16 protein-coding genes and 4 pseudogenes are annotated in these 21,106 nt (G+C 69.4%); 15 read left to right on the plus strand and 5 right to left on the minus strand.

Annotation, left to right across the window (positions count from 1 at the left end; all coding sequences use genetic code 11):
* The first annotated feature begins 13 nt into the window (after window positions 1-13).
* The 11 genes and pseudogenes from ACWC09_RS44450 to ACWC09_RS44500 all read left to right on the plus strand — a co-directional run bounded on the left by ACWC09_RS44450 (window position 14) and on the right by ACWC09_RS44500 (window position 8,630).
* Window positions 14-1,576: a sugar ABC transporter ATP-binding protein gene (locus tag ACWC09_RS44450; RefSeq protein ID WP_450857014.1), complete on the plus strand. Its 1,563-nt coding sequence runs from the start codon at window positions 14-16 to the stop codon at window positions 1,574-1,576.
* Window positions 1,569-2,612, plus strand: coding sequence for an ABC transporter permease (locus tag ACWC09_RS44455; protein ID WP_450857016.1), 1,044 nt, complete (start codon window positions 1,569-1,571; stop codon window positions 2,610-2,612). The genes ACWC09_RS44450 and ACWC09_RS44455 overlap by 8 nt, the downstream gene beginning before the upstream one ends.
* 95 nt (window positions 2,613-2,707) lie before the next feature.
* The gene (locus tag ACWC09_RS44460; protein WP_450857018.1) at window positions 2,708-4,051 is read left to right on the plus strand and encodes an L-fuconate dehydratase; all 1,344 of its coding nucleotides are present in this window, start codon (window positions 2,708-2,710) and stop codon (window positions 4,049-4,051) included.
* Window positions 4,044-4,349 carry an amidohydrolase family protein gene (locus tag ACWC09_RS44465; protein WP_450857019.1) on the plus strand — a complete coding sequence of 102 codons (306 nt, stop codon included), beginning with the start codon at window positions 4,044-4,046 and terminating at the stop codon, window positions 4,347-4,349. Before ACWC09_RS44460 ends, ACWC09_RS44465 begins: the two co-directional genes overlap by 8 nt.
* A complete protein-coding gene (locus ACWC09_RS44470; protein WP_450857021.1) occupies window positions 4,340-4,777 on the plus strand; it encodes an RbsD/FucU domain-containing protein in 438 nt (145 codons plus the stop codon). The genes ACWC09_RS44465 and ACWC09_RS44470 overlap by 10 nt, the downstream gene beginning before the upstream one ends.
* The gene (locus ACWC09_RS44475) at window positions 4,774-5,817 is read left to right on the plus strand and encodes a zinc-dependent alcohol dehydrogenase (RefSeq protein ID WP_450857023.1); all 1,044 of its coding nucleotides are present in this window, start codon (window positions 4,774-4,776) and stop codon (window positions 5,815-5,817) included. The genes ACWC09_RS44470 and ACWC09_RS44475 overlap by 4 nt, the downstream gene beginning before the upstream one ends.
* Window positions 5,814-6,575, plus strand: a complete 762-nt coding sequence (locus tag ACWC09_RS44480; RefSeq protein ID WP_450857024.1) for an SDR family oxidoreductase — start codon at window positions 5,814-5,816, stop codon at window positions 6,573-6,575. The genes ACWC09_RS44475 and ACWC09_RS44480 overlap by 4 nt, the downstream gene beginning before the upstream one ends.
* Window positions 6,572-7,159 (plus strand): annotated as a pseudogene (locus ACWC09_RS44485) (bifunctional 4-hydroxy-2-oxoglutarate aldolase/2-dehydro-3-deoxy-phosphogluconate aldolase); the annotation flags it as partial. The gene ACWC09_RS44480 and the pseudogene ACWC09_RS44485, both read left to right, overlap by 4 nt.
* Before the next feature lie 22 nt (window positions 7,160-7,181).
* A pseudogene (locus ACWC09_RS44490) lies at window positions 7,182-7,550 on the plus strand (sugar kinase); the annotation flags it as partial.
* Window positions 7,546-7,917: pseudogene (locus tag ACWC09_RS44495) on the plus strand (aldo/keto reductase); the annotation flags it as partial. The pseudogenes ACWC09_RS44490 and ACWC09_RS44495, both read left to right, overlap by 5 nt.
* Window positions 7,908-8,630 (plus strand): FadR/GntR family transcriptional regulator, encoded by a 723-nt coding sequence (locus ACWC09_RS44500; RefSeq protein WP_450857026.1) that lies wholly within the window; start codon window positions 7,908-7,910, stop codon window positions 8,628-8,630. The pseudogene ACWC09_RS44495 and the gene ACWC09_RS44500, both read left to right, overlap by 10 nt.
* A gap of 64 nt (window positions 8,631-8,694) precedes the next feature.
* On the opposite strand, the gene ACWC09_RS44505 is transcribed toward ACWC09_RS44500, so the two are convergent.
* Window positions 8,695-9,768 (minus strand): ricin-type beta-trefoil lectin domain protein, encoded by a 1,074-nt coding sequence (locus tag ACWC09_RS44505; RefSeq protein ID WP_450857027.1) that lies wholly within the window; start codon window positions 9,766-9,768, stop codon window positions 8,695-8,697.
* A gap of 416 nt (window positions 9,769-10,184) precedes the next feature.
* Here ACWC09_RS44505 and ACWC09_RS44510 point away from each other — a divergent pair, with 416 nt between their 5' ends.
* From ACWC09_RS44510 to ACWC09_RS44520, 3 genes are all read left to right on the plus strand, one after another.
* Window positions 10,185-11,501 carry a ferredoxin reductase family protein gene (locus ACWC09_RS44510; protein WP_450857028.1) on the plus strand — a complete coding sequence of 439 codons (1,317 nt, stop codon included), beginning with the start codon at window positions 10,185-10,187 and terminating at the stop codon, window positions 11,499-11,501.
* Between the two features lie 201 nt (window positions 11,502-11,702).
* Complete coding sequence (gene trpC / locus ACWC09_RS44515) at window positions 11,703-12,488, plus strand: indole-3-glycerol phosphate synthase TrpC (protein WP_450857029.1); 786 nt, start codon at window positions 11,703-11,705, stop codon at window positions 12,486-12,488.
* A gap of 240 nt (window positions 12,489-12,728) precedes the next feature.
* Window positions 12,729-13,604, plus strand: coding sequence for an MBL fold metallo-hydrolase (locus tag ACWC09_RS44520; protein ID WP_450857030.1), 876 nt, complete (start codon window positions 12,729-12,731; stop codon window positions 13,602-13,604).
* Between the two features lie 319 nt (window positions 13,605-13,923).
* On the opposite strand, the gene ACWC09_RS44525 is transcribed toward ACWC09_RS44520, so the two are convergent.
* The gene (locus tag ACWC09_RS44525) at window positions 13,924-14,064 is read right to left on the minus strand and encodes a hypothetical protein (RefSeq protein ID WP_450857031.1); all 141 of its coding nucleotides are present in this window, start codon (window positions 14,062-14,064) and stop codon (window positions 13,924-13,926) included.
* Window positions 14,065-14,660: 596 nt separating this feature from the next.
* Between ACWC09_RS44525 and ACWC09_RS44530 the strand changes: the two genes are divergently transcribed.
* Window positions 14,661-15,731, plus strand: coding sequence for a LacI family DNA-binding transcriptional regulator (locus ACWC09_RS44530; protein WP_450857032.1), 1,071 nt, complete (start codon window positions 14,661-14,663; stop codon window positions 15,729-15,731).
* 183 nt (window positions 15,732-15,914) lie between these two features.
* On the opposite strand, the pseudogene ACWC09_RS44535 reads toward ACWC09_RS44530, so the two are convergent.
* The 3 genes and pseudogenes from ACWC09_RS44535 to adh form a co-directional block, all read right to left on the minus strand.
* Window positions 15,915-16,205 (minus strand): annotated as a pseudogene (locus tag ACWC09_RS44535) (glycoside hydrolase family 5 protein); the annotation flags it as partial.
* A gap of 213 nt (window positions 16,206-16,418) precedes the next feature.
* On the minus strand, window positions 16,419-18,707 hold the full coding sequence (locus ACWC09_RS44540; protein ID WP_450857033.1) for an alpha-L-fucosidase: 2,289 nt from the start codon (window positions 18,705-18,707) through the stop codon (window positions 16,419-16,421).
* A gap of 1,277 nt (window positions 18,708-19,984) precedes the next feature.
* On the minus strand, window positions 19,985-21,106 hold a 1,122-nt coding region (adh, locus tag ACWC09_RS44545; RefSeq protein WP_450857035.1), incomplete at its 5' end, for an aldehyde dehydrogenase.

Here is a 21,106-nt window from a genome sequence, read left to right on the forward strand (position 1 = left end):
CAAGGCGGTTGAGATGAGCGACGGGGAGCGAGCAGTCACTCCCGCGCCCGCCCCGGCGGACGACGGGCGGGCCCCCGCAGCCCCGCCCGTCGTCGAGGCGACGGGCATGGTCAAACGATTCGGTCCGACGGTGGCCCTCAACGGCGCCCGGATCACCATCAGGCCCGGCGAGACCCACGCGCTCGTCGGCCGCAACGGAGCGGGCAAATCGACGCTGGTGTCCGTCCTCACCGGACTTCACGCCCCCGACGAGGGAACGGTGGCCTTCGGCGGCGAGCCGGCCCCCCGGCTCGGCGACCGGGACGCCTGGCGCCGTCGCGTGGCCTGCGTCTACCAGAAGTCGACGATCATCCCCATGCTGACCGTCGCCGAGAACCTCTTCCTGAACCGGCACGACCACGGAGCCGGCCGACTCATCAGCTGGCAGGCCACCCGCCGCCGGGCACAGGACCTGCTGTCGGCCTGGTCGGTGAACGTCGACCCGCAGACCCCGGCCGGTGAACTGAGCGTCGAGCAGCGGCAGTTCGTCGAGATCGCCCGCGCGCTGTCCTTCGGGGCCCGGTTCATCATCCTCGACGAGCCGACCGCCCAGCTCGACGGGGCGGCCATCAACCGGCTCTTCGACCGCATCCGCGACCTGCAACGCCAGGGCGTCACCTTCCTGTTCATCAGCCACCACCTCCAGGAGATCTACGAGATCTGCGACATGGTGACCGTGTTCCGCGATGCCCGGCACATCGTCACCGCCCCGGTCGCGGACCTTCCCCGCGCCGACCTCGTCGCCGCCATGACCGGCGAGGCTGCGGCCGGCCTGCGCGAGGAACGGGCCGTCACCCTCGACGCCGGCGTCACGGCTGCACTGAACGTCCGCGCGCTGCAGGGCGACGCGTACGACGACGTCAGCTTCCGGATCGGGGCCGGCGAGATCGTAGGCCTCGCGGGGGCCGCCGGCAGCGGTCGTACCGAGGTCGCCGAGACCATCGTAGGGCTGCGGGCGGCAGCGGCGGGGGAGGTGGAGATCGCAGGGAAGCGGCCCCGGCCGGGCAGTGTGCCCGCGGCGCTCGCCGCAGGCGCCGGGTTCGTCCCGCAGGACCGGCACCATCAGGGCTTTGTGCCCGGCATGTCGATCGCCGACAACGCCACGCTGTCCGTGCCGAAGCGGCTCGGTGCGAACGGCTTCCTCAGCCGCAGCCGGCGGGACCGGCTCGCCGAGGGCATGATCCAGAAGTTGGCGATCAAGACTCCCGGCCCCGACCTGCCCGTCTCCGCGCTCTCCGGAGGCAACCAGCAGAAGGTCGTCATGGCCCGCGCCCTGGCCGACGACCCCCGGCTGCTGGTCCTGATCAACCCGACCGCGGGCGTGGACGTGCGCTCCAAGGAGTTCCTCCTCGGCAAGGTCGAGGAGATCGCGCAGACCGGCACCGGAGTGCTCATCGCCTCCGACGAACTGGACGACCTGCGCATGTGCGACCGGGTCCTGGTGATGTTCCGGGGCCGTGTGACCTCAGAGATCGCCCGCGGCTGGCACGACCACGACCTCGTGGCCGCGATGGAAGGAGTGGACCTCCATGCCTGAAACCGTCCTCGCGGACACCGCCGCGGCGGGCGCCCCGGAACCCGAGGCGAAGCGGACCGCGCTGCTCGGCGGCCGGATACCCCTGGCCCGGCTGCGTGACCTCGCGCTCGTCCCGGCCATCGTGGTCATCGCGATCGTCGGACAGATCGTCAACCCGGTGTTCCTGCAGGCCGACAACCTCATCAACGTCCTGCAGACCATGTCCGAGATGGCCCTGCTGGTCCTCGCCCAGACGATGATCCTGATCGTCAAGAAGATGGACCTGTCGCTCGAGTCCACCATGGGCCTCGCACCGGGCGTCGCGGCCTGGCTGGTGGTACCGGCGGGCGCGGGCCACGGACTTGGCCTCCTCCCCGGCGCCTGGGCCATCCCCGTCACGCTCGCCACGGGTCTGCTGATCGGCGTGATCAACGCCCTGCTGATCATCCGCTTCGGCCTCAACGGTTTCATCGTCACCCTCGGCATGCTGATCGTGCTGCGCGGCGTCCTCACCGGCATCTCCGGCGGCCAGACCTTCTTCCAGCTCCCGCAGTCGATGCTCTACCTCGGCACGGCCGAATGGTTCGGGATGCCCGCGTCGATCTGGATCTGCCTGGCGCTGTTCGCCGTCGCGATCGTGGTGCTCGGCTGGACCAGCTTCGGCCGCTCGCTGTACGCCATCGGCGGCAACGTCGACGCCGCGAAGGCGGCCGGCATCCGCACCGACCGGGTGCTGTGGATCGTCATCGTCACCGGCAGCGTCCTCGCCGCCCTCGCCGGACTGATGCTCTCCGGACGCCTGGCCTCGGTGGCCTCCGCGCAGGGCAACGGCTATATCTTCACCGTCTTCGCCGCCGCCGTCATCGGCGGGATCAGCCTCAATGGTGGCAAGGGCACCATGTTCGGGGCTTTCTGCGGCATCCTGCTGCTCTTCATGATCCAGAACGTGCTCACGCTGGCAGGCGTCCCCGCGCAGTGGATCGGCGCTCTCAACGGCCTGATCATCCTGGTCGCCCTCGCCATCTCGCGTATCACAGGCGGCAAGGTCCAGGAGTGAAACCGGCGGCCGTCCAGGACGCCCGCCACCCTCCGCCGCACCCCATCTCGCCGCCAGGGGTCGTATCGCCCCCGCACCTCACAGGAGTTGCCGCCATGTCATCCGCCCTGTCCTCTTCCCAGGCATCCCCGGCCTCTGCCCGTATCACCGCCCTGGACGTGCTGGACGTGCGTTTCCCGACGTCCGAGCACCTGGACGGGTCGGACGCGATGAACCCCGAACCCGACTACTCCGCCGCCTACGTCGTCCTGCGCACCGACGTCGGCGACGGACTGGAGGGCCACGCCCTGGCCTTCACCACCGGCCGCGGCAACGACGTCCAGGCCGCCGCCATCGCCGCTCTCGCCCCGCACGTGGTCGGCCTGTCGGTCGACGAAGTCTGCGCCGATCTCGGCACGTTCTCCCGCTCCCTGGTACACGACCCGCAACTGCGCTGGCTGGGCCCGGAGAAGGGCGCCATCCACATGGCCACCGGCGCGGTGGTCAACGCCGCCTGGGACCTGGCCGCCAAGCGGGCCGGCAAGCCCGTCTGGCGCTTCCTCGCGGAGATGTCCCCTCAGGAGCTGGTCGCCCAGGTCGACTTCCGCTGGCTGTCCGACGCCCTCACCCCCGAGGAGGCCCTGGAAATCCTCAGACGCGCCGAACCCGGCCGCGCCCAGCGCATCGGGCACCTGCTCGACCGGGGCTACCCCGCCTACACCACCACCCCCGGCTGGCTCGGCTACTCCGACGAGAAGCTGGCCCGCCTCGCCCGCGAGGCCGTCGCCGACGGCTTCACCCAGATCAAGCTGAAGGTCGGCGCGTCCCTGGAGGACGACGTACGGCGCATGCGCACCGCCCGCGAAACCGTCGGGGACGGCATCCGCATTGCCGTGGACGCCAACCAGAGATGGGACGTCCAGGCCGCGATCGACTGGGTGTGTGCCCTGGCGCCCTACCAGCCGTACTGGATCGAGGAGCCCACGTCCCCGGACGACATCCTCGGTCACGCCGCCGTGCGCAAGGCCGTCGGCCCCATCAAGGTCGCCACCGGCGAGCACGTCGCCAACCGGGTCGTCTTCAAGCAGCTCCTGCAGGCCGGCGCGGTGGACATCGTGCAGATCGACTCCGCACGGGTCGGCGGGGTCAACGAGAACATCGCGATCCTGCTCCTCGCCGCGAAGTTCGGCGTCCCGGTCTGCCCGCACGCAGGTGGCGTGGGCCTGTGCGAGATGGTGCAGCACCTGTCGATGTTCGACTACGTCGCCGTCTCCGGCACGACCGAGGACCGCGTCATCGAGTACGTCGACCATCTGCACGAACACTTCGTCGACCCGGTGCGCATCGTCGGCGGTCACTACCTTGCGCCGACACTGCCCGGGCTGAGCGCGCAGATGCACCAGGCGTCCCTCAAGGAGTACGCCTACCCCGACGGCCCCGTCTGGATCGCCCGTGTCTGAGGCCCAGACCCTCGTCGACGCCCACCACTCACAGCAGTTGCGGATGCTGGCCAGGCATCCCCAGGTCCGCTGCAAGGCGTCGGCGCTGATCACCGAGGCCGACCACGCGAGGTGGGCCGTCGACGACATCCGCCCCGTGTGGGACGTCCTGCTCTCCGCCTTCGGATCCGACCGGCTGATGTTCGGCTCCGACTGGCCGGTCGCGAACCTCGCGGGCGGCTGGAACCGCTGGGCCGCCACCGTCGAGGAACTCCTGGACGGCTGTTCCGACACACAGGAAGTGACACCGTGCTCCTGACGGAACTGCTGCACCCCGGGATCCTCGAATCCCTGGCCGGAGCGGGGCACGGATCCCGTGTGCTGCTCGCCGACGGCCACTACCCGGCGAGCACCGCCACCGGCGAGCGCGCCCGGACCGTCCATCTCAATCTCGCCCCCGGCCTGCTGGACGTCACCACGGTGCTCGACGTCCTGCTGCGTGCCCTGCCCGTCGAGTCGGCTCACGTCATGGTGCCGCCCGAGGGCGAACCGGAGCCGCCCGCCATCGCCGAGTACCGCTCGATGCCGGCGCCCCTTCCGGTCGACTCGCTCGGCCGTTTCGAGTTCTACGACGCCGCCCGCTCGCCCGACCTGGCGCTGGCGATCGTCACCGCCGACACCCGTACGTACGCCAACCTGCTGCTGACCATCGGCGTCCGCGCTGAAGGGACCCTGACGACACGATGACTCTCGCCGTCCGTTACGTTTCCGCCCGCTCCCTGGACACGGCTCCCGCGATCGGTGTGCCGCCCGGTCCGGGTGAGGTGGAACTGGCCCCCGCCTTCGTCGGTATCTGCGGTACCGATCTGCACATCTTCCACGGCGACATGGACGCCCGGGTCCAGGCGCCCGCCGTCCTGGGACACGAGATGTCCGGCCGGGTCGTGCGGCTCGGGCCGGGCGTGGAGGGCTGGCAGCCCGGGGACGCGGTCACCGTGATGCCGCTGCGCTGGGACGACACCTGTCCGGCCTGCCACGCCGGGCATCAGCACATCTGCCAGCACCTCGACTTCATCGGTATCGACTCGCCGGGGGCGATGCAGCAGCGCTGGACGGTGCCCGCCTCGACGCTGATCAGGCTGCCGGAGTCGCTCGCCCTGGACCGGGCCGCCCTCGTCGAGCCGACCGCGGTCGCCGTGCACGACGTGGGCCGCGCCGCTGTGCGTGAGGGCGAGAAGGTCGTGGTGGTCGGTGGCGGTCCGGTCGGCATCCTGATCGCGCTGGTCGCGCGGGCCGCGGGTGCCGAGGTCCGGGTGGTGGAGCTGAACACCCACCGTCGGCTGCTCGCCGAGGAGTTGGGGCTCCATGCCTGGGACCCGGCCGCCGAGGACGTGTCCGAGGCGACGCGGCAGTGGACCGGGGACGCGGGTGCTGACGTCGCCTTCGAGGTGTCCGGCGCGGCGGCCGGCGTGGACACGGCGGTCGACGTGCTGGGAGTGCGCGGCCGGTTGTGCCTGGTCGCCATCCACCCCCGTCCCCGCGAGGTCAACCTGCACCGCTTCTTCTGGCGCGAACTGACCCTGGTGGGCGCCCGGTTGTACGCCCGCTCCGACTTCGAGCGGGCGGCGGCCCTGGTCGCCGACGGCACCATCCCGGCCGAGCGGCTGATCAGCAAGGTCGTCCCGCTCACCCAGGCGCCCGCCGCCTTCGAGGCCCTGGAAGGCGGCGGCGACGTGATGAAGATACTCGTGGACTGCACCGACGACACCCAGGGAGCCGACGCATGACCGCCTTCGACCTCACGGGAAAGCTCGCCGTCGTCACCGGGGCCCGGCGCGGCATCGGCCGGGCCATGGCCCGCGCGTTCGCCGAGGCCGGCGCGGACGTCATCGGCGTCAGCGCCAACCTGGAGGAGTCCGGCAGCGCGGTCGAGAAGGACGTCCTCGCCGCCGGCCGCACCTTCGAGGCGATCCGGACCGACTTCGCCGACCCGGAAGCCGTACGAGCCCTGGGCGCGGACCTGGCGGGGCGCGAGCGTCCGGTGGACATCCTGGTCAACAACGCCGGTACGATCCGCCGCGCCCCGGCCGCCGAACACGCCGACGCGGACTGGGAGTTGGTGCTCCAGGTCAACCTGAGTGCGCAGTTCACACTCACCCGGGCGGTCGGCGCGACGATGGTGGCCCGCGGCCAGGGGAAGGTCATCTTCACGGCGTCACTGCTCAGCTTCCAGGGCGGCATCACGGTCCCCGGCTACACCGCCGCCAAGCACGGCATCGCCGGTCTGACCAAGGCCCTGGCCAACGAATGGGCCCCGCACGGCGTGAATGTCAACGCGCTTGCGCCGGGCTATATCGCGACCGACAACACCCAGGCCCTGCAGGACGACCCGGTACGCAGCAAGGCGATCCTGGACCGGATCCCGGCCGGCCGCTGGGGCAACGCCGACGACCTGGCGGGCGCCACGGTCTTCCTGGCCTCGGACGCCGCGGCCTACATTCACGGCACCGTGCTGCCCGTCGACGGCGGATGGCTGGGGCGATGACCGGCACCGACCTGGCCGCCCTGCTGGCCGACGCCCGCGTGATGCCGGTACTGACCGTGCCGTCCACTGCGACCGCCGGGCCGCTGGCCGAGGCGCTTGCGGCGGGTGGTGCCCGGTGCGTCGAGATCACCTTCCGCACCCCGGACGCCGAGCGGGTGCTCACAGCGATTTCGGCCCACGGCGGCCTGGCCGTCGGTGTCGGCACGGCCCGCACCGCCGAGCAGGCGGAACGGGCGGTGGCGGCCGGGGCCCGCTTCGTGGTCTCGCCCGGCTATGACGAGGAAGTCATCGCCAAGTGCCGGAAGTTGAGGGTGCCCGTGGTGCCCGGTATCGCCACCGCCACCGAGCTGATGCGCGCCTTGAAGGCGGGCCTCGACACCGTCGAGCTGTTCCCCGCCGAGCCACTCGGCGGCCTGCGGACGCTGCGAGCGCTCGCGGCCCCCTTCCCCCGGACGCGGTTCGTGCCGACCGGCGGGATCGACGCCTCCCGTCTGACCGCCTATCTGGCCGATCAGGCGGTCCTCGCGGTGGGCGGCAGTTGGATGGCCACCGTTGCCCATCTGGAGCGGGGGGACTACCAGGAGATCAGCCGACTGACGGCCGACGCGGTGGACACCGGACGACGGCATCGGCCGCGCCGCGCGCAATGGCCTCAACTTCGTCGAACGCGGCTACGGCATCCGGGGCGCACCGGGTGTCAGCGACCGCGCCCACACCGCCGTCTCCCAACTACCGAAGGGTGACGTCGACTGGGACGCGGTGTTCGCGGTCGGCGTGCGCTGGTTCCATACCGGCGGCATTTTCGCGGGCCTGTCCGACACCACGGTGGACGTCGCCGACGAGGCAATGGCGGCGGCCCGCCGCCACGGTGTCACCGTCTCCTACGACCCCAATTACCGCCCCAGCCTCTGGGCCGGGCGCGGTGGGCGCGGTGGGCCGGAACGGGCCCGCGGGGCCGACCTGCGGCTCGCCCGGCAAGAGCGTGGTGGCGGTGGACGTGTTCAACTCCGGACTGCTCTCCCGTGACCGGCCCGCCGAGGGCATGACGTACGACGACCGGGACGCCCCGCCGGCTCTGGTCGCCCGTGCCCGGGCGATCGCCGAGGTCTGCGCGGCGCATGGGACCAGCCTGCCCGCCGCCGTGATCGCCTTCCCGTACACCCGTCCCAGTATCATCAACGTCACCCTCGGCATGCGGACTCCGCAACAGGTCGGACGAAACGTGGAACTCCATGATCAGCACGTCCCGGACGGCCTCCGGGACGATCTGAGCGCGCAGGGGCTGATCAGGTCGGTCGTGCTCGCGGGGCACGGTGGAGGGAGGGATGTGCGGTGTCTCTGACGGACAAGGCCATCGAGCAGATCCGTGAGCTGATCCGGACTGGTGCCCTTCCTCCGGGCTCGAAACTCCCACCGGAGCCGGACCTGGCCGCTCAGCTGGGCCTGTCCCGCAACCTCGCCCGTGAAGCGGTCAAGGCACTGGCCGTCGCGCGGGTCCTGGAGGTCCGGCGGGGGGACGGCACGTATGTGACCAGCCTCCAGCCGAGCCTGCTCCTGGAGGGGCTGGGCGGTGCGGTGGAGCTGCTGCAGGGCGACACGGTCGCCCTGCAGGACCTCATGGAGGTACGGCGGCTCCTCGAACCCATGGCCACGGCCCTTGCCGCCACGCGGATTTCCGATGAGCAGCTGGCCGAGGTGAAGCGGCACCTGGACGCCATGCGCGAGGCCCGCGACGACGTCGAACGGCTCAACGCCCACGACGTCGCCTTCCACCGCGCCGTCGTCTCGGCCACGGGCAACGAGACGCTCCTCACCCTCCTGGAAGGGATCTCCGGCCGCACCCTGCGCGCCCGTATCTGGCGCGGTCTGGTCGACGACAAGGCCGCGGGCCGCACCCTCGCCGAGCACGAGGCGATCTTCAACGCCCTGTCCACCCGTGACGCCACCCTCAGCCAGGCTGCGGCACTGCTGCACGTGAGCAACACCGAGCAGTGGCTGAGGGAGCATCTGCGCTCGGGCGAGCCGCTTCCGTTCGGGACGACAGCGGCGACGTGACGGGCGGGCGCCGATGTTCTCGCGGGACCGGAGCCCGGAAGGGCCGAGGTCCCGGGAGTGGGAGTCACCCGGCGGTCAGAGTGGTCCAGTTCTGGTTGGAGCCGCCGTTGCAGTCCCACAGCTGGAGCTGCGTGCCGTCGGTCGTGGAGAAGCCCGGAACGTCGAGGCAGCGGCCGGAGGCGGGGTTGCGGTAGCCGCCGTTGTAGGGCTGCCAGACCTGGTTGGCGCCGCCGTGGCAGGCCCAGAGCTGCACCTTGGTGCCGTTGGCGGTGCCCCCGCCGGAGGCGTCGAGGCACTTGCCCATCGAGCGCAGTGTGCCGTCGGTGTAGGCGGACCAGAGCTGGTTGGCACCGTTGCCGCAGCTCCACGTCTGGACCGCGGTCCCGTCGGCGGTGTTGGCGCCGTTGACGTCCATGCACTTGCCGGCGATGCCGGACTGTACGCGTGCGGGGGCGGGGGCGGGGTTCCTCAACCATCCGGCGCTGTCCGCGGCCTGGATGCCGCGAGGGAAGGCATCGGCCATCTTCTGGTAGCCCGAGTCGTTGGGATGCAGGGTGTCGGCCAGGTCGGCCGTGGTCAGGCTGCTCATGTCGACGTATGCGACATGCTTGCCCGCGGCCTGTTCGTCCCTGACGATTTGGGGGATGGCCTGGTTGTACGCGGCACGGTACTGCTCCTCCGAGCCGCTGGTGGACACGACCAGGGAGGCCACGAGGACGGTTGCGTCGGGGGCGGCGGCGGTGACCTGGTCGACCAGCGACCTCAGCCGGGCGGTGGCGGTGGAGACCTGGTAGCTCTCGTTGAGGTCGTTGGTGCCGATATGCAGCGTCACGACGTTGGGCCGGTAGCGGGTCAGCGAGGCGTCGGCGAGTGCGGCGATCTGGTGGATCTTGTATCCGGGGTGGCCTTCGTTGTCGGGGTCGGACATCGAACCGTTCCGCCCCGTGCCCACGAAGTCCAGCGGATGGCCGTCCGCCGCAAGCTGGTTCCACAACGGCCCGCGGTAGCCGTTGCCCGTACTGCTTCCCACACCCCAGGTGATGGAGTCACCCAACGGTATGACCCGCAAGGGTGTGTTCGAGGCGGCCTCACAAGCGCACCCGTATAGATACCACGATCCCCGGCTGGAACATCCCATGAATGCGGAGATTTTCAGGGGTCAAGGGATCGGTGGCGCGGGGCTTCCCTACCCGGATGTCACCCAAGGATGCTTCTTCTGCGGCCTGTTGGCCGTCCAAGTCATCTCTGGTGCCGCCCAGCTAACATCCCATGTATGTTGCCGGTCTCGCGTAGGCCTGTGCATGTGCACCACAACAGTCCTGGGACGGCTTGTGGTTAAGGCCTTAATCACTCAACCTACGCAGCGGCGGCGGCCGGGACTGGTGCCGACCGCGGCACCGCAACGGTCGACGCCCTACAGATCAAGTTCAGTATTTCTGCCGCGATCGGCGCCGTATCGGGCGAGGGCGCCGGGGTCCTCACGACCTCGCCGGTGCCGGGCGCGAGTACGTCACATGAACAAGAGGGGAAGCGGTGGAGGCGACGATTTCACACGTGCGGCAACGCACCATACATCCGGTCGTTGCGGCGCGGTGGGCGCTGTGGACGTTCGTCATCGTCAACCTGGCGATCGTCGAGGTCTTGTTCCTCGCCGCCGGGACCGGCCAGAACGGGGTGCTCACGGTCGCCAAGTTCTTCGGCCTGCACGCCGCCGTGCTGATGCTGTTCCAGCTGCTGCTGGTGGCCCGGCTGCCGTGGCTCGACCGCCGCATCGGCATGGACAGGTTGACGGTGTGGCACCGATGGGTCGGTTTCACCCTGTTGTGGACCATCCTCACCCACGCCACGCTGGTGGTCCTGGGCTTTGCCAGGCTCAGTGGCGACTCCAAGACAAAGACGTTCTTCTCGCTGGCCGGAGTACCGGCCTCTCTGCTGGGGATGGGGGCCGCGGCGATCGTCGTCGTGGTCGCCGCGGTCTCTGCCCGGTATGTGAGGCGGCGGCTGCGGTACGAGACCTGGCACGGCCTGCACCTGCTGCTGTATGTGGCGTTGGGGCTGTCGTTCGTCCACCAGTTGCAGGAGACCACGACCTTCAGCTCTTCCGCGCCCGCGAAAATCTACTGGTGGGCCCTGTGGCTGTGCACGTTCGGTGCCCTGGTCACGGGCCGGATCGCCATGCCTCTGTGGCGCAACGCCTACCACCGATTCGAAGTCACCGCAGTGGTCCCGGAGTCGGACGACGTGGTGTCGGTGCACGTCACCGGCCGCCACCTCGACAGGCTGCCGGCCCGGGCCGGCCAGTTCTGCATCTGGCGGTTCCCCGGGCACAACCACTGGTGGCAGGCGAATCCGTTCTCGCTGTCGGCGGCACCCGACGGTCGCACGTTGCGCCTGACCGCCAAGGCGGTCGGCAGCACCAGCGCCGGCCTGCGGCACGTCCCGGTCGGCAGCCGCGCGTTCGTCGAGGGACCGTACGGGGCATTCACCTCGTTGCACCGAACGCGGCCCGGTGCACTGCTGATCGCCGGAGGAGTGGGCATCACGCCGGTTCGAGCCCTGCTGGAGGAGGAACTGGCCGGCGACGTCGTCGTGCTCTACCGGGTGCGCAGCGAGCACGACGCCGTGCTGGTCGACGAGGTACGAGCCCTGGTCGCGGACCGCGGTGGGCAGCTGCACCTGCTCACCGGCCGCACGGCGGAAAGGAACTCGCCGTTCGAGCCGGACAGTCTCCGTGCCCTGGTTCCCGACATGACCGAACGCGACGTGTACGTCTGCGGCCCACCCGCGATGACCTCGACCGTGCTCGGCGCCCTGCGCAGGCTGGAGGTTCCCGACCGGCACGTGCACGCCGAGCGGTTCGGCCTGGCGTGAGCCCTGCCGACGGCGGTTTCCGGCATCTATCTCCGGACCATCTGCGAGAAGTTCAACTTCCGCTCCCCGTGGCGGGCCGGTAAGCACGCCATGATCGATCCGAATGACCTTCTTCGAGCACGACTCGGACGTAAGTGATGCACGGCCTCACTCGAGCCGGGGGACGTCCGCAGCTGCAGACGATTCGACAGGGAGATGACGATGAGCGTTCTTGACGGGATCCTTGAGGGAGTTCGCGAGGACTTGGAAGAGCGCAAGCGTGCGACGCCGTTGGCGGAGCTGCGCTCCCGGGCTGCTGACGCGGCACCCGCACTCGACCCGCTGCCCGGATTCCGGGCGCCCGGGGTGTCCATCATCGCCGAGGTGAAGCGAAAGAGCCCCAGCAAGGGGTCGCTGGCAGACATCCCCGACCCCGCGTCCCTCGCGGCCCAGTACGCGACGGGCGGCGCCGCTGCGATCAGCGTGCTCACCGAGCGCCGGCGTTTCGGTGGCTCTCTCGCCGATCTGGACGCCGTACGTGCCCGGGTCGATGTGCCCGTCCTGCGCAAGGATTTCATCGTCGACCCCTATCAGCTGTGGGAGGCCCGTGCGCACGGCGCCGATCTTGCGCTTCTCATGGTCGTGTCCCTGCACGACCGTCAGCTCGCCGACTTGATCGGGCTGTGCAAGGAGTTGGGTCTTACGCCGCTGGTGGAGGCGCACACGGCCGACGAAGTGCGGCGCGCTGTCGCTGCGGGAGCCGAGCTCCTCGGCATCAACGCGCGGGACCTGACAACGCTGGATGTGGATCGCACAGTGTTCGCCGACCTCGTGACGGCCATCCCGGAAGGCACGGTCAGGGTCGCGGAATCGGGAGTTACGGGCCCGAAGGACGTAGCGGAGTACCGCGGTTGGGGAGCCGACGTGGTACTGGTCGGCGAGGCACTGGTCCGCTCGGGGGACCCGCGCACCGCCGTGCGCGAATTCATCGAGACGGCCGGGGCATAACGGCGTCCGGCTCGGACTGGCACGCCTGGAAACGCCGAGCCGTACCACCGCAGTGATTCGGCTCCGGCTACGGCCGCGGTGGAAGCCGGGGCCGTAGCCGGCCGTTTCGGCGGGGAGGGGTCGGCCACGGAGCACCTTCGACTTCCCCACGCCTCCTCCTGCCGCGCGGCTCTCGCCACCCAACCCTGGGCGGAGCCCCCTGCGCGCCACGGCCCGCCGCCGGAGCCCTTCCTGCACGCGATGTACGAGCAGGTTGCCGAACCCCTGCTGACCGTCGGCCAAGTCACGCCCCTGATCAACGCGTTGGAGAGTCTCCTTCTCGGCTCGGCCCTCGACCTCGTCGCGCTGCCGGTGATAGTCCCCGACGTGGCCCGCGAGACCGCCCCTCACCTCAGCGCCGTACTCGAAGACACCCTCACCGACCACCGCCGGGCCGAGTCCGCTTTCGACACCGGCCTCCCTACCCTGCTCACCGGCTTCCAGAGCTCCTTGTCCGGCGACCGGCTCGTACGGCCCCGCACCACACCCATCACCTCACCCGAGGAGCCTTTCATGACCGCTGCCCTTCACGTCCTGACCACCGGCTACGCCGACGAGCGGGTGGCCGGCACCGTCACTCTGCTCCTCGACGGCGAGACGGTCGCAATCGTCGATCCCGGCATGGTCGCGGACCGCCGGTTCATCCTGGACCCGCTCGCCCGGCACGGACTGAACCCGGAAGACGTCACCGACGTGATCTTCAGCCATCACCACCCGGACCACACGCTGAACGCGGCCCTGTTCCCCCGAGCCCGCTTCCACGACCACATGGCGATCTACCAGGACGACATCTGGGAGGACCGTGCGGCCGACGGATACCAGCTGTCGCCGTCGATCACACTCATGACGACCCCCGGCCACACCGCCGAGGACGTCAGCACCCTGGTCACGGCCGACGAGGGCCTGGTGGTCCTGACTCATCTGTGGTGGACCGCCGAGGGACCGGCCGACGACCCCTTCGCGCCCGACCGCGAGCAGTTGCGGGCGGCCAGGGAGAAGGTCCTGGCCCTCGTCCCGGCGCTGATCGTGCCGGGACACGGGGCACCTTTCGTGCCGTCGGTGTCGACGCCCGTCTAGCCTGCCTCAGACGTTCGTCGCCCAGCCGTGGACCATCGGCTGACACCGTCCCGCCCTTCCCCAATCCCACACGGGTATCGCCCCAGGGGAACCAAGGGGGAGGAGCGCGCACATGAGAATCAGCCGGGCGCGTTTTCTGGCCCTGGCTTCGGCGGCGACCGGCACGCTGATGCCGCCTTCCCCAGGGCGCGACATGGCGGCCGTCAACGACCTGGGCCCCGAGTCCGTCAAGGTCACCGGCAAAGGTGTCGAGCGGCTCGTGCACTTCGCCCCGCCGCAGTCGGCGGGGCGAAGTAGCCAGGCCCCGAATCAACCGACGTCACCCGTCGGCGCCCAGCTCGCCCATGCGCTGCGCAGCCTCGGCCCGGGCCCGTCCCGTCTCCGATGCCGCGTCGTGGACCACTCGTCCGGAGACCAGGGTGTAGCGGACCTTGGTGGCGCGGATGTCCTTCTCCGGCACGCTCCTTGGGCGTCGTCCTTGAGCAGGCCGGTCGGTTCCCCGGCGCCGTCGCGAACGATCTGACCGCCCGCCGGATCGGGGGTGGAGCGGTCGATTTTCGCGAGGGCGAACGCCCTGCTGTTTTGCAGCGAGTCGAGCAGCCTCTTGTCGGCCACGGTGCCCGCGGGCAGCAGGCCTGCGCGGCCGCACCGAGCGGGTGCATGTGGCCGTCCTGCAGGCCCGGCATGACGGTACCGCCGCCGGCGTCGATGACGACGGTAAGGAGGCCGATGCGCCGGCGTATGTCCGCGTCGCACCCGACCTCGAGGATCCCTACGTCGCTGCCGACGGCCACCGCCTGCGCTCGCGCGCTGCCGTGGGTTGCGGTGAACACTCTTCCGTTCAGGATCACGGTCGCCACCCGCACCGGCTGCGGCCAGGAACGTCCGCCGGTGGAGCGGTCCGCCCGCGGGTGTCGCAGAGGCGCCGTCGAAGACATCTGCCATCTGATTAACTCCTCACCCAGCGGCTGGTCCGGCCGCCGTCGCCCGGCACGCTGATTGATCAAGGGCATAGCCACAAGCCGTCACGGGGTTGTTGGGGAACATGGGGTGCACATGACGAGCTCGCGTGCCTGGCGGCGTCCCACGCTGGATGCCGTGGCCGCACGTGCCGGGGTGTCCACGGCCACGGTGTCGAATGCGCTCAACGGCACCGGACGACTGTCCGAGACGACCAGGCAGCGGGTGCTGGCCGCGGCACGCGAACTCGGTTACGCCCCGGCCAGCACGGCCCGTGCCCTGGCCCGCGGCGGCACCGGAGTGCTCGGCCTGACCATGACGACGTACGGCGACCTTCCCGTCCCGTACACCGTGATCCCGTACTATGCACAGCTGGCGCTGGGCGCCATGGCGGAGGCACACAAACGCGGCTACCTGCTCCAGGTGATGCCGAGTTCGATATCACCGTGGATGTGGCTCAACACGCCGATGGACGGCGTCATCCACGTCGATCCGCGCGCGGAAGACCCGGTACGTTCCATCCTGCGGGAGCGTGGCATACCGATGGTCTGCGAAGGCCGGCCGCCCCAGCCGCACTGGTGCGACGCGTGGGTGGACGCCGACTGCGAAGCGGGCCTGCACCTCCTGCTCGACCACCTCACGCAGTGCGGTGCCCGGCGGATCGGGCTCTCCGCGCCCCTTCACGACGACGCGTACCCGGACCTGATCACGCACGCCTACCGGTCGTGGTGCGACAAACACGGCATGCTCGCCCTGGTGGAGGAGTACGCCTCACTGCCTGACTACTTCACGGCCGAACAGGACGCGGTCAGCCGACTTCTCGACCGCGATCCAAGACCGGACGCTGTCGTCGGCGTCTACTCCGACTCCGGTCACAACATCCTCGCGGCCGCTCGCCACCACGGTCTTCGAGTGCCGCGGGATCTGCTGGTGGCGTGCGTCAGTGAGGATCCGGACTACGCGACGACCACCCCGCCCGTCACCACGCTCAGCCTCAATCCGGACCGGGTGGGCGCCGAAGCGGTCGACCTGCTGATCGCTGTCATCAACGCCCGCAGCGGCGTCGACCGGCATCGGCTCGTGAAACCGGTGCTGCTTCCTCGACGGTCCACCCGGCGCTCTCGCTCTTCGAGGCCCGCCGCTCGCCTGCCTGGCGCGGTCGGTTGAGCGGGTTGTCCCTTGGCGGTTGCTGAGGGCAACGCCCAAGGTTCGGGCACGGTTCTCTCCTGACTGGTCACAAAACAGCACGAGCAGCCGTTTGCGGTTGTTGCCGCCGGACTTGCGCACGATGTCGTGGAAGGACGTGTTGAGTTCGTCGAGGTCGTGGTCGGTGGGCATCTTGCTCGCCCATTGCCATGAGTCGTGATGGATGTTGAGCATCACGTAGAGGCCGTCGGCCAGGGCCCAGTCGACGACCTGCTTGACGCGGCTCATGTAGGCCTTGTCGAGGGCGTAGCCCGGCGCCGATCGCTGGTGGTCGCTCCATGTCACGGGGATGCGGATGCTGCGGAAACCCTGGGAACGGAGCTTGTCGAGCATGGCTTTGGTGGTGCGGGGCTGGCCCCACGACGTCTCGTCGGGGCCGGCGTCCAGGCTGTTGCCCAGGTTCCAGCCCGGCTGCATCGCGGCCACCTGCGCCATCGCGTCATCGGAAACCGCGGGCGCCGCGGCCGCCTGCGACCGGGAACCATCGCCGAACGTGCCGAATTCCGTGCCGTATGCGAGAACTCCCGCGGCGATCAACCAGCGGGGCCCCCACCACCAAGCCGAGCCGGCGCCCGCGGTGCCGGGCGGCCTGCTGCCTTGCCGTCATTGCTTGCTTTCGCCGTCAGGTACGGCCTCGCGGGCGGCCGGTCAGAGGCTGACGATCTGCCAGTCCTGGTTGGAGCCGCCGGTGCCGGGCCACTGGATGACGTTGGCGCCGTCGGCGGTGGAGGCGTTGGCGACGTCGGCGCACCAGCCGGTGCGGACGTTGACGAGCCGGTGGTAGCCGCTGGTGGCCGAGGGGACCAGCTTCCACCACTGGTTGTCGCCGCCGTTGTCGGATTCCTGGGTCAGGGTGGCGCCCTGGGTGCTGCCCGGGCTTTGCAGGAGCTTGGCGCTCTTGACGTTGGCGAGGCGGAACGATCCGTCGGTGTTCGGCAGGAGGCTCCACTGCTGGTTGGCCCCGCCGCCGTAGGGCCACTGGATGAGTGTGGCGCCGTCGGCGGTCGAGGCGTTGCTGACGTCCAGCGCCTTGCCGCTGTTGCGGTTGATCACCTTGTAGGTGCCCAGGTCCGCGGTGAAGGGCCGGTCGTAGACCTCCAGGTTGCGGATGGATGCGTACACCCCGGCCGGCAGCCCGGTGACGGTGACGCGGACGTAGCGTGCCTGGGCCTGGAACACGGCCGTCTGGACCTGGCTGGTGCCGGCGGTGGCGGTGTTGTCGACGAGCGTGGTCCACGTGCTGTTGTCGGGGGAGCCCTCGATCTTGTACTGGTAGTTGGTCTTGTCCAGTTCCCAGGCGATCCGGGTGCCGGTCAGCGAGCGGGTCGAGCCGAGGTCGACCTTGAGCCAGTGGCCGGTGTTGCCGTCGTTGGCGCACCAGCGGGTGGCGGTGGCTCCGTCGACCGCTTTCGCCGCGGTGTTGCCCTTGGATGTCTCCTCGCTGTCGGCGGTCGCGGTCCGGCCGGCGGCGATGTCGCCCGGCTGCACGGCGCGGTCCAGAGTGACGCCGACGACGCTGTCCTGGGGATGGGTGGTGCGGTCGATGCCGCTGATCGTGATCCGGCCGTCGCTTGCGACCGAGTACGTCAGGTTGGCACCGGAGCGCACATCGAAGACCCGCGTGACCTGGGCGTCCCCGATCGACGGGCTGGTGAAGGCGGTGCCGCTGTAGCCGGGCAGCAGGTGGGCGTAGAAGGTGTGGTCCTTGTACGTGAAGCCGTACTGGCCGTCGACCGGGTTCCACGGTCCGCCGCGAGTGCCGTAGACGGACTGACCGCAGGCGGTCATGAAGGTGCCGATCTGGCGCAGCAGGCCGGCCTGGGCCTCGGAAACGGTGCCGTGCCGGTCCGGGCCGACGTTGACCATCACCGTCATGTTCCGCACCCAGCAGTTGACCAGGATGTTCAAGGCGGTGCCGTAGCTCATGACGGCGGTGTTGGAGTAGCCCCACGTGCCGATGATGCTGAAGACCTTCTCGACGAGTCGGCCGGTGCGGATCGCCCCGGTCGGGACCCCCGGGCCCTCGTCGCTGTCGTAGTCGCCCTTCCAGCCGGAACGTGAGGTCGCGACGATGTCGGGCTGGTGCTTGCGGACCATGCCCATCAGTCCGAGCGGTTTGCCGCTGGAGTCCGTCTCGCCGTAAGTGGCGTCCACTGGCCACGGGTTGGCGATGTCGCGGAACTGGCCCGGCTCCCAGAAGAACGCGCCGTCCGCGTCGCTGCCCTTCTCTGCGATCCAGCCGCCGTCCCACCACAGGTCGTCGATCACGCCGTACTGGGTGACCAGTTCCTTGACCGACTCGTACACCTCGGTCTTCATGATCCGCGCATTCTCCTTGTGCGCCGGATCGGTGGTGTAATTCCAGGGGTTGCTCGCGCAGTTGGTGCCGGTGACGTCGTAGTAGCCGGGGTAGCGCCAGTCGATGGGCGAGTAGTACAGGCCCACCTTCAGCCCGGCCGCCCGCACCGCCGCCACATAGTCCTTGACGAAGTCACGGTTCAGCGGTGCCTGTCCGGAGCTCCAGGCGTTGGGGTGGTTCAGCGGCCACAGCGCGAACCCGTCGTGGTGACGGGTGGTCAGCGTCGTGTACTTCGCCCCGAAGTCCTTCGCCAACTGCGCCCAGGCGGCCGGGTTGTAGGCGTCCGCGGTGAACTGCTCGCTCGTCGCGTCGGTGACGTACTTCCGGTAGTCCGCAGGCGTGACCGGCCCGTTGTGCATCCACCACTCGCCCTTGGCGGGGCCCGAGTAGACACCCCAGTGGATGAACATGCCCAGCTTGGCGTCCATCAGCCACTGGATCTTGGAGTCGGGCTGCTGCTCCAGGCCCAGGTCGACCTTGGGGATCCGCAGGGGAGGGAGCGGCAGGGGCGTGGCGGCCGCCGCCGCATACGCGGGTGTCGCCAGCGCGGCGGAGCCGACCGTTGCGGCCACCGTCATGGCCGCCATTCCGGCAAGAACTGATCTTCGTGAGATGGATTCCGGCACTGTGTATTCGTCCTGTTCGGTCGTCGGAACCCCGCCCGGACTCGACGGCTGCGGGCAAGGCGACAGCGCGGCTCGCGCCCCTAATACATGGGATGTATTAACGAGTACGAGCCTTGCTCTCGTCTAGTGCCGTGACACAATTCTTTGCAGGTCCCCACCACTTACATGGTCAGCACCCTGACGGCTAAAGTAAACATTGGATGTATTGAAGGGGGAATGTGAAGCGGTCGGTCAGCTCGTCACGCGGAAGGTGGCGTCGCTGCGGCCTGTGTGGGCGAGCTGGAAGTCATAGGTGGAGATGTTGGGCCGGCGGGCGAGCACACCTCTCCTCGGCGGCCGTCAGGTTCAGGATCCAGCCGTGTCGCTTCTTAGTGCCGCCCATGTTGTAGCTTCCCGACGCCCGCTTCCGGTAGGCCGCGGGATTTGACGGGTCGGTCGTCAGGACCGGCGTGCAACCGCCCCCTGAGGCGTACTGGTCGAGGTGGAGGGCCCACTCGTTGCGGCCGTCGGCCTTCATCCGCATCGGGCTGCGTAGCGGTAGTTGCCGACTCCGGCCGGAACTTCGACGATCTGGGTGTCGATGATGCCCTGGGTACCGGGCCGGTCGATGTACACCTGAGGGGTGGTGATGGTGTGGAAGTCGGTCGTGCGGGCGTAGTGGATACGGTGCTTGAGTATGCCGTTGAGGGTCGCGTTGGCTGCCCAGTACGAGACGCTCCCACACCACGATGTTGCGGCTGGCGTTGTTGACGGCCTGGTCCCAGATCTGCCCGCAGCCGATGCACAGGTCGGTCGTGATGATCCGGTACCGGCTCCCGTCGGGGGAGTGCACCAACGCCAGCCTTGCGCGCAGCGCGGATATGGCGTTCTGCGGCGTTCAGGCGCCCGTGAGGTGGCGCTTCACCTGTGCCGCTTCGGCGTCCTGTTCCCGTGCGGCTTCTTCTTCTGTCTTGTTCGGGCCCAGGGGCCCGATTGCCTGTCCGGTGGGGGAAGTTGTCCGAAAATCGAACGGTGTTCGTGAAGTCGGGCAGACGCAAGATGGGGAAGCGGGACGCGTCAACCGTTTTGCCTGGTGGGCGCGGTGAATGCGTTGGCGAACCGGTTCGATGAAGGAGCCACGTGAACGCCGGTGAGATGGCCGAGTGGGCCGGTGTCCCGCGGAGCACCGTGTGCGCCGCGAAGGGCGCCTGACGGGCATTTGTTCAGGTCAGGCGCCCTTTATGTGGTGTCTAGAAGAAGCCCAGCTTCTTCGGCGAGTACGACACCAGCAGGTTCTTCGTTTGCTGGTAGTGCTCCAGCATCATCTTGTGCGTCTCACGCCCGATGCCCGAGCCCTTGTAACCGCCGAACGCCGCGTGCGCCGGGTAGGCGTGGTAACAGTTCGTCCAGACGCGGCCCGCCTGGATGGAACGGCCCGCGCGGTAGGCGGTGTTGATGTCGCGGGTCCACACGCCGGCCCCGAGGCCGTAGAGGGTGTCGTTGGCGATCTTCATGGCGTCGTCGAAGTCGTCGAAGGAGGTCACCGAGACGACCGGTCCGAAGATCTCCTCCTGGAAGATCCGCATGCGGTTGTCGCCCTCGAAGATGGTCGGCTGGACGTAGTAGCCGCCCTTCAACTCGCCGTCGTGCTCGATGCGTTCGCCGCCGGTGAGGACCTTGGCGCCCTCCTGCCGGCCGATGTCCAGGTACGAGAGGATCTTCTCCAGCTGGTCGTTGGAGGCCTGCGCGCCGATCATCGTGTCCGTGTCGAGCGGGTGGCCCGTCTTGATCTGCTCCGTGCGGGCGACCGCCGCCTCCATGAACTCGGCGTAGTGGCCGCGCTGGACCAGCGCCCGGGACGGGCAGGTGCACACCTCGCCCTGGTTGAGGGCGAACATGGTGAAGCCTTCGAGGGCCTTGTCCCGGAAGACGTCGTCGTGCGCCGTGACGTCCTCGAAGAAGATGTTCGGGGACTTGCCGCCGAGTTCGAGGGTGACCGGGGTGATGTTCTCCGAGGCGTACTGCATGATCAGCCGGCCGGTCGTGGTCTCCCCGGTGAACGCCACTTTCGCCACCCGGGCGCTGGAGGCCAGCGGCTTGCCGGCCTCCACGCCGAAACCGTTGACGATGTTGAGGACGCCCGGCGGGAGCAGGTCGGCGACCAGGCTCAGCCAGTAGTGGATGGAGGCAGGGGTCTGCTCGGCCGGCTTCAGCACGACCGCGTTGCCTGCCGCCAGCGCGGGCGCCAGCTTCCAGGTCGCCATCAGGATCGGGAAGTCGGTGGCCGACCCCGGACACGACCAGCGCGCCGGCGGCACCGGTGCGCGTATCCGCAGCCGGTGCTCGGTCTTGTGGCCGTAGGCCCTCTTCTC

The sequence above is a fragment of the Streptomyces sp. NPDC001617 genome, assembly GCF_053596855.1.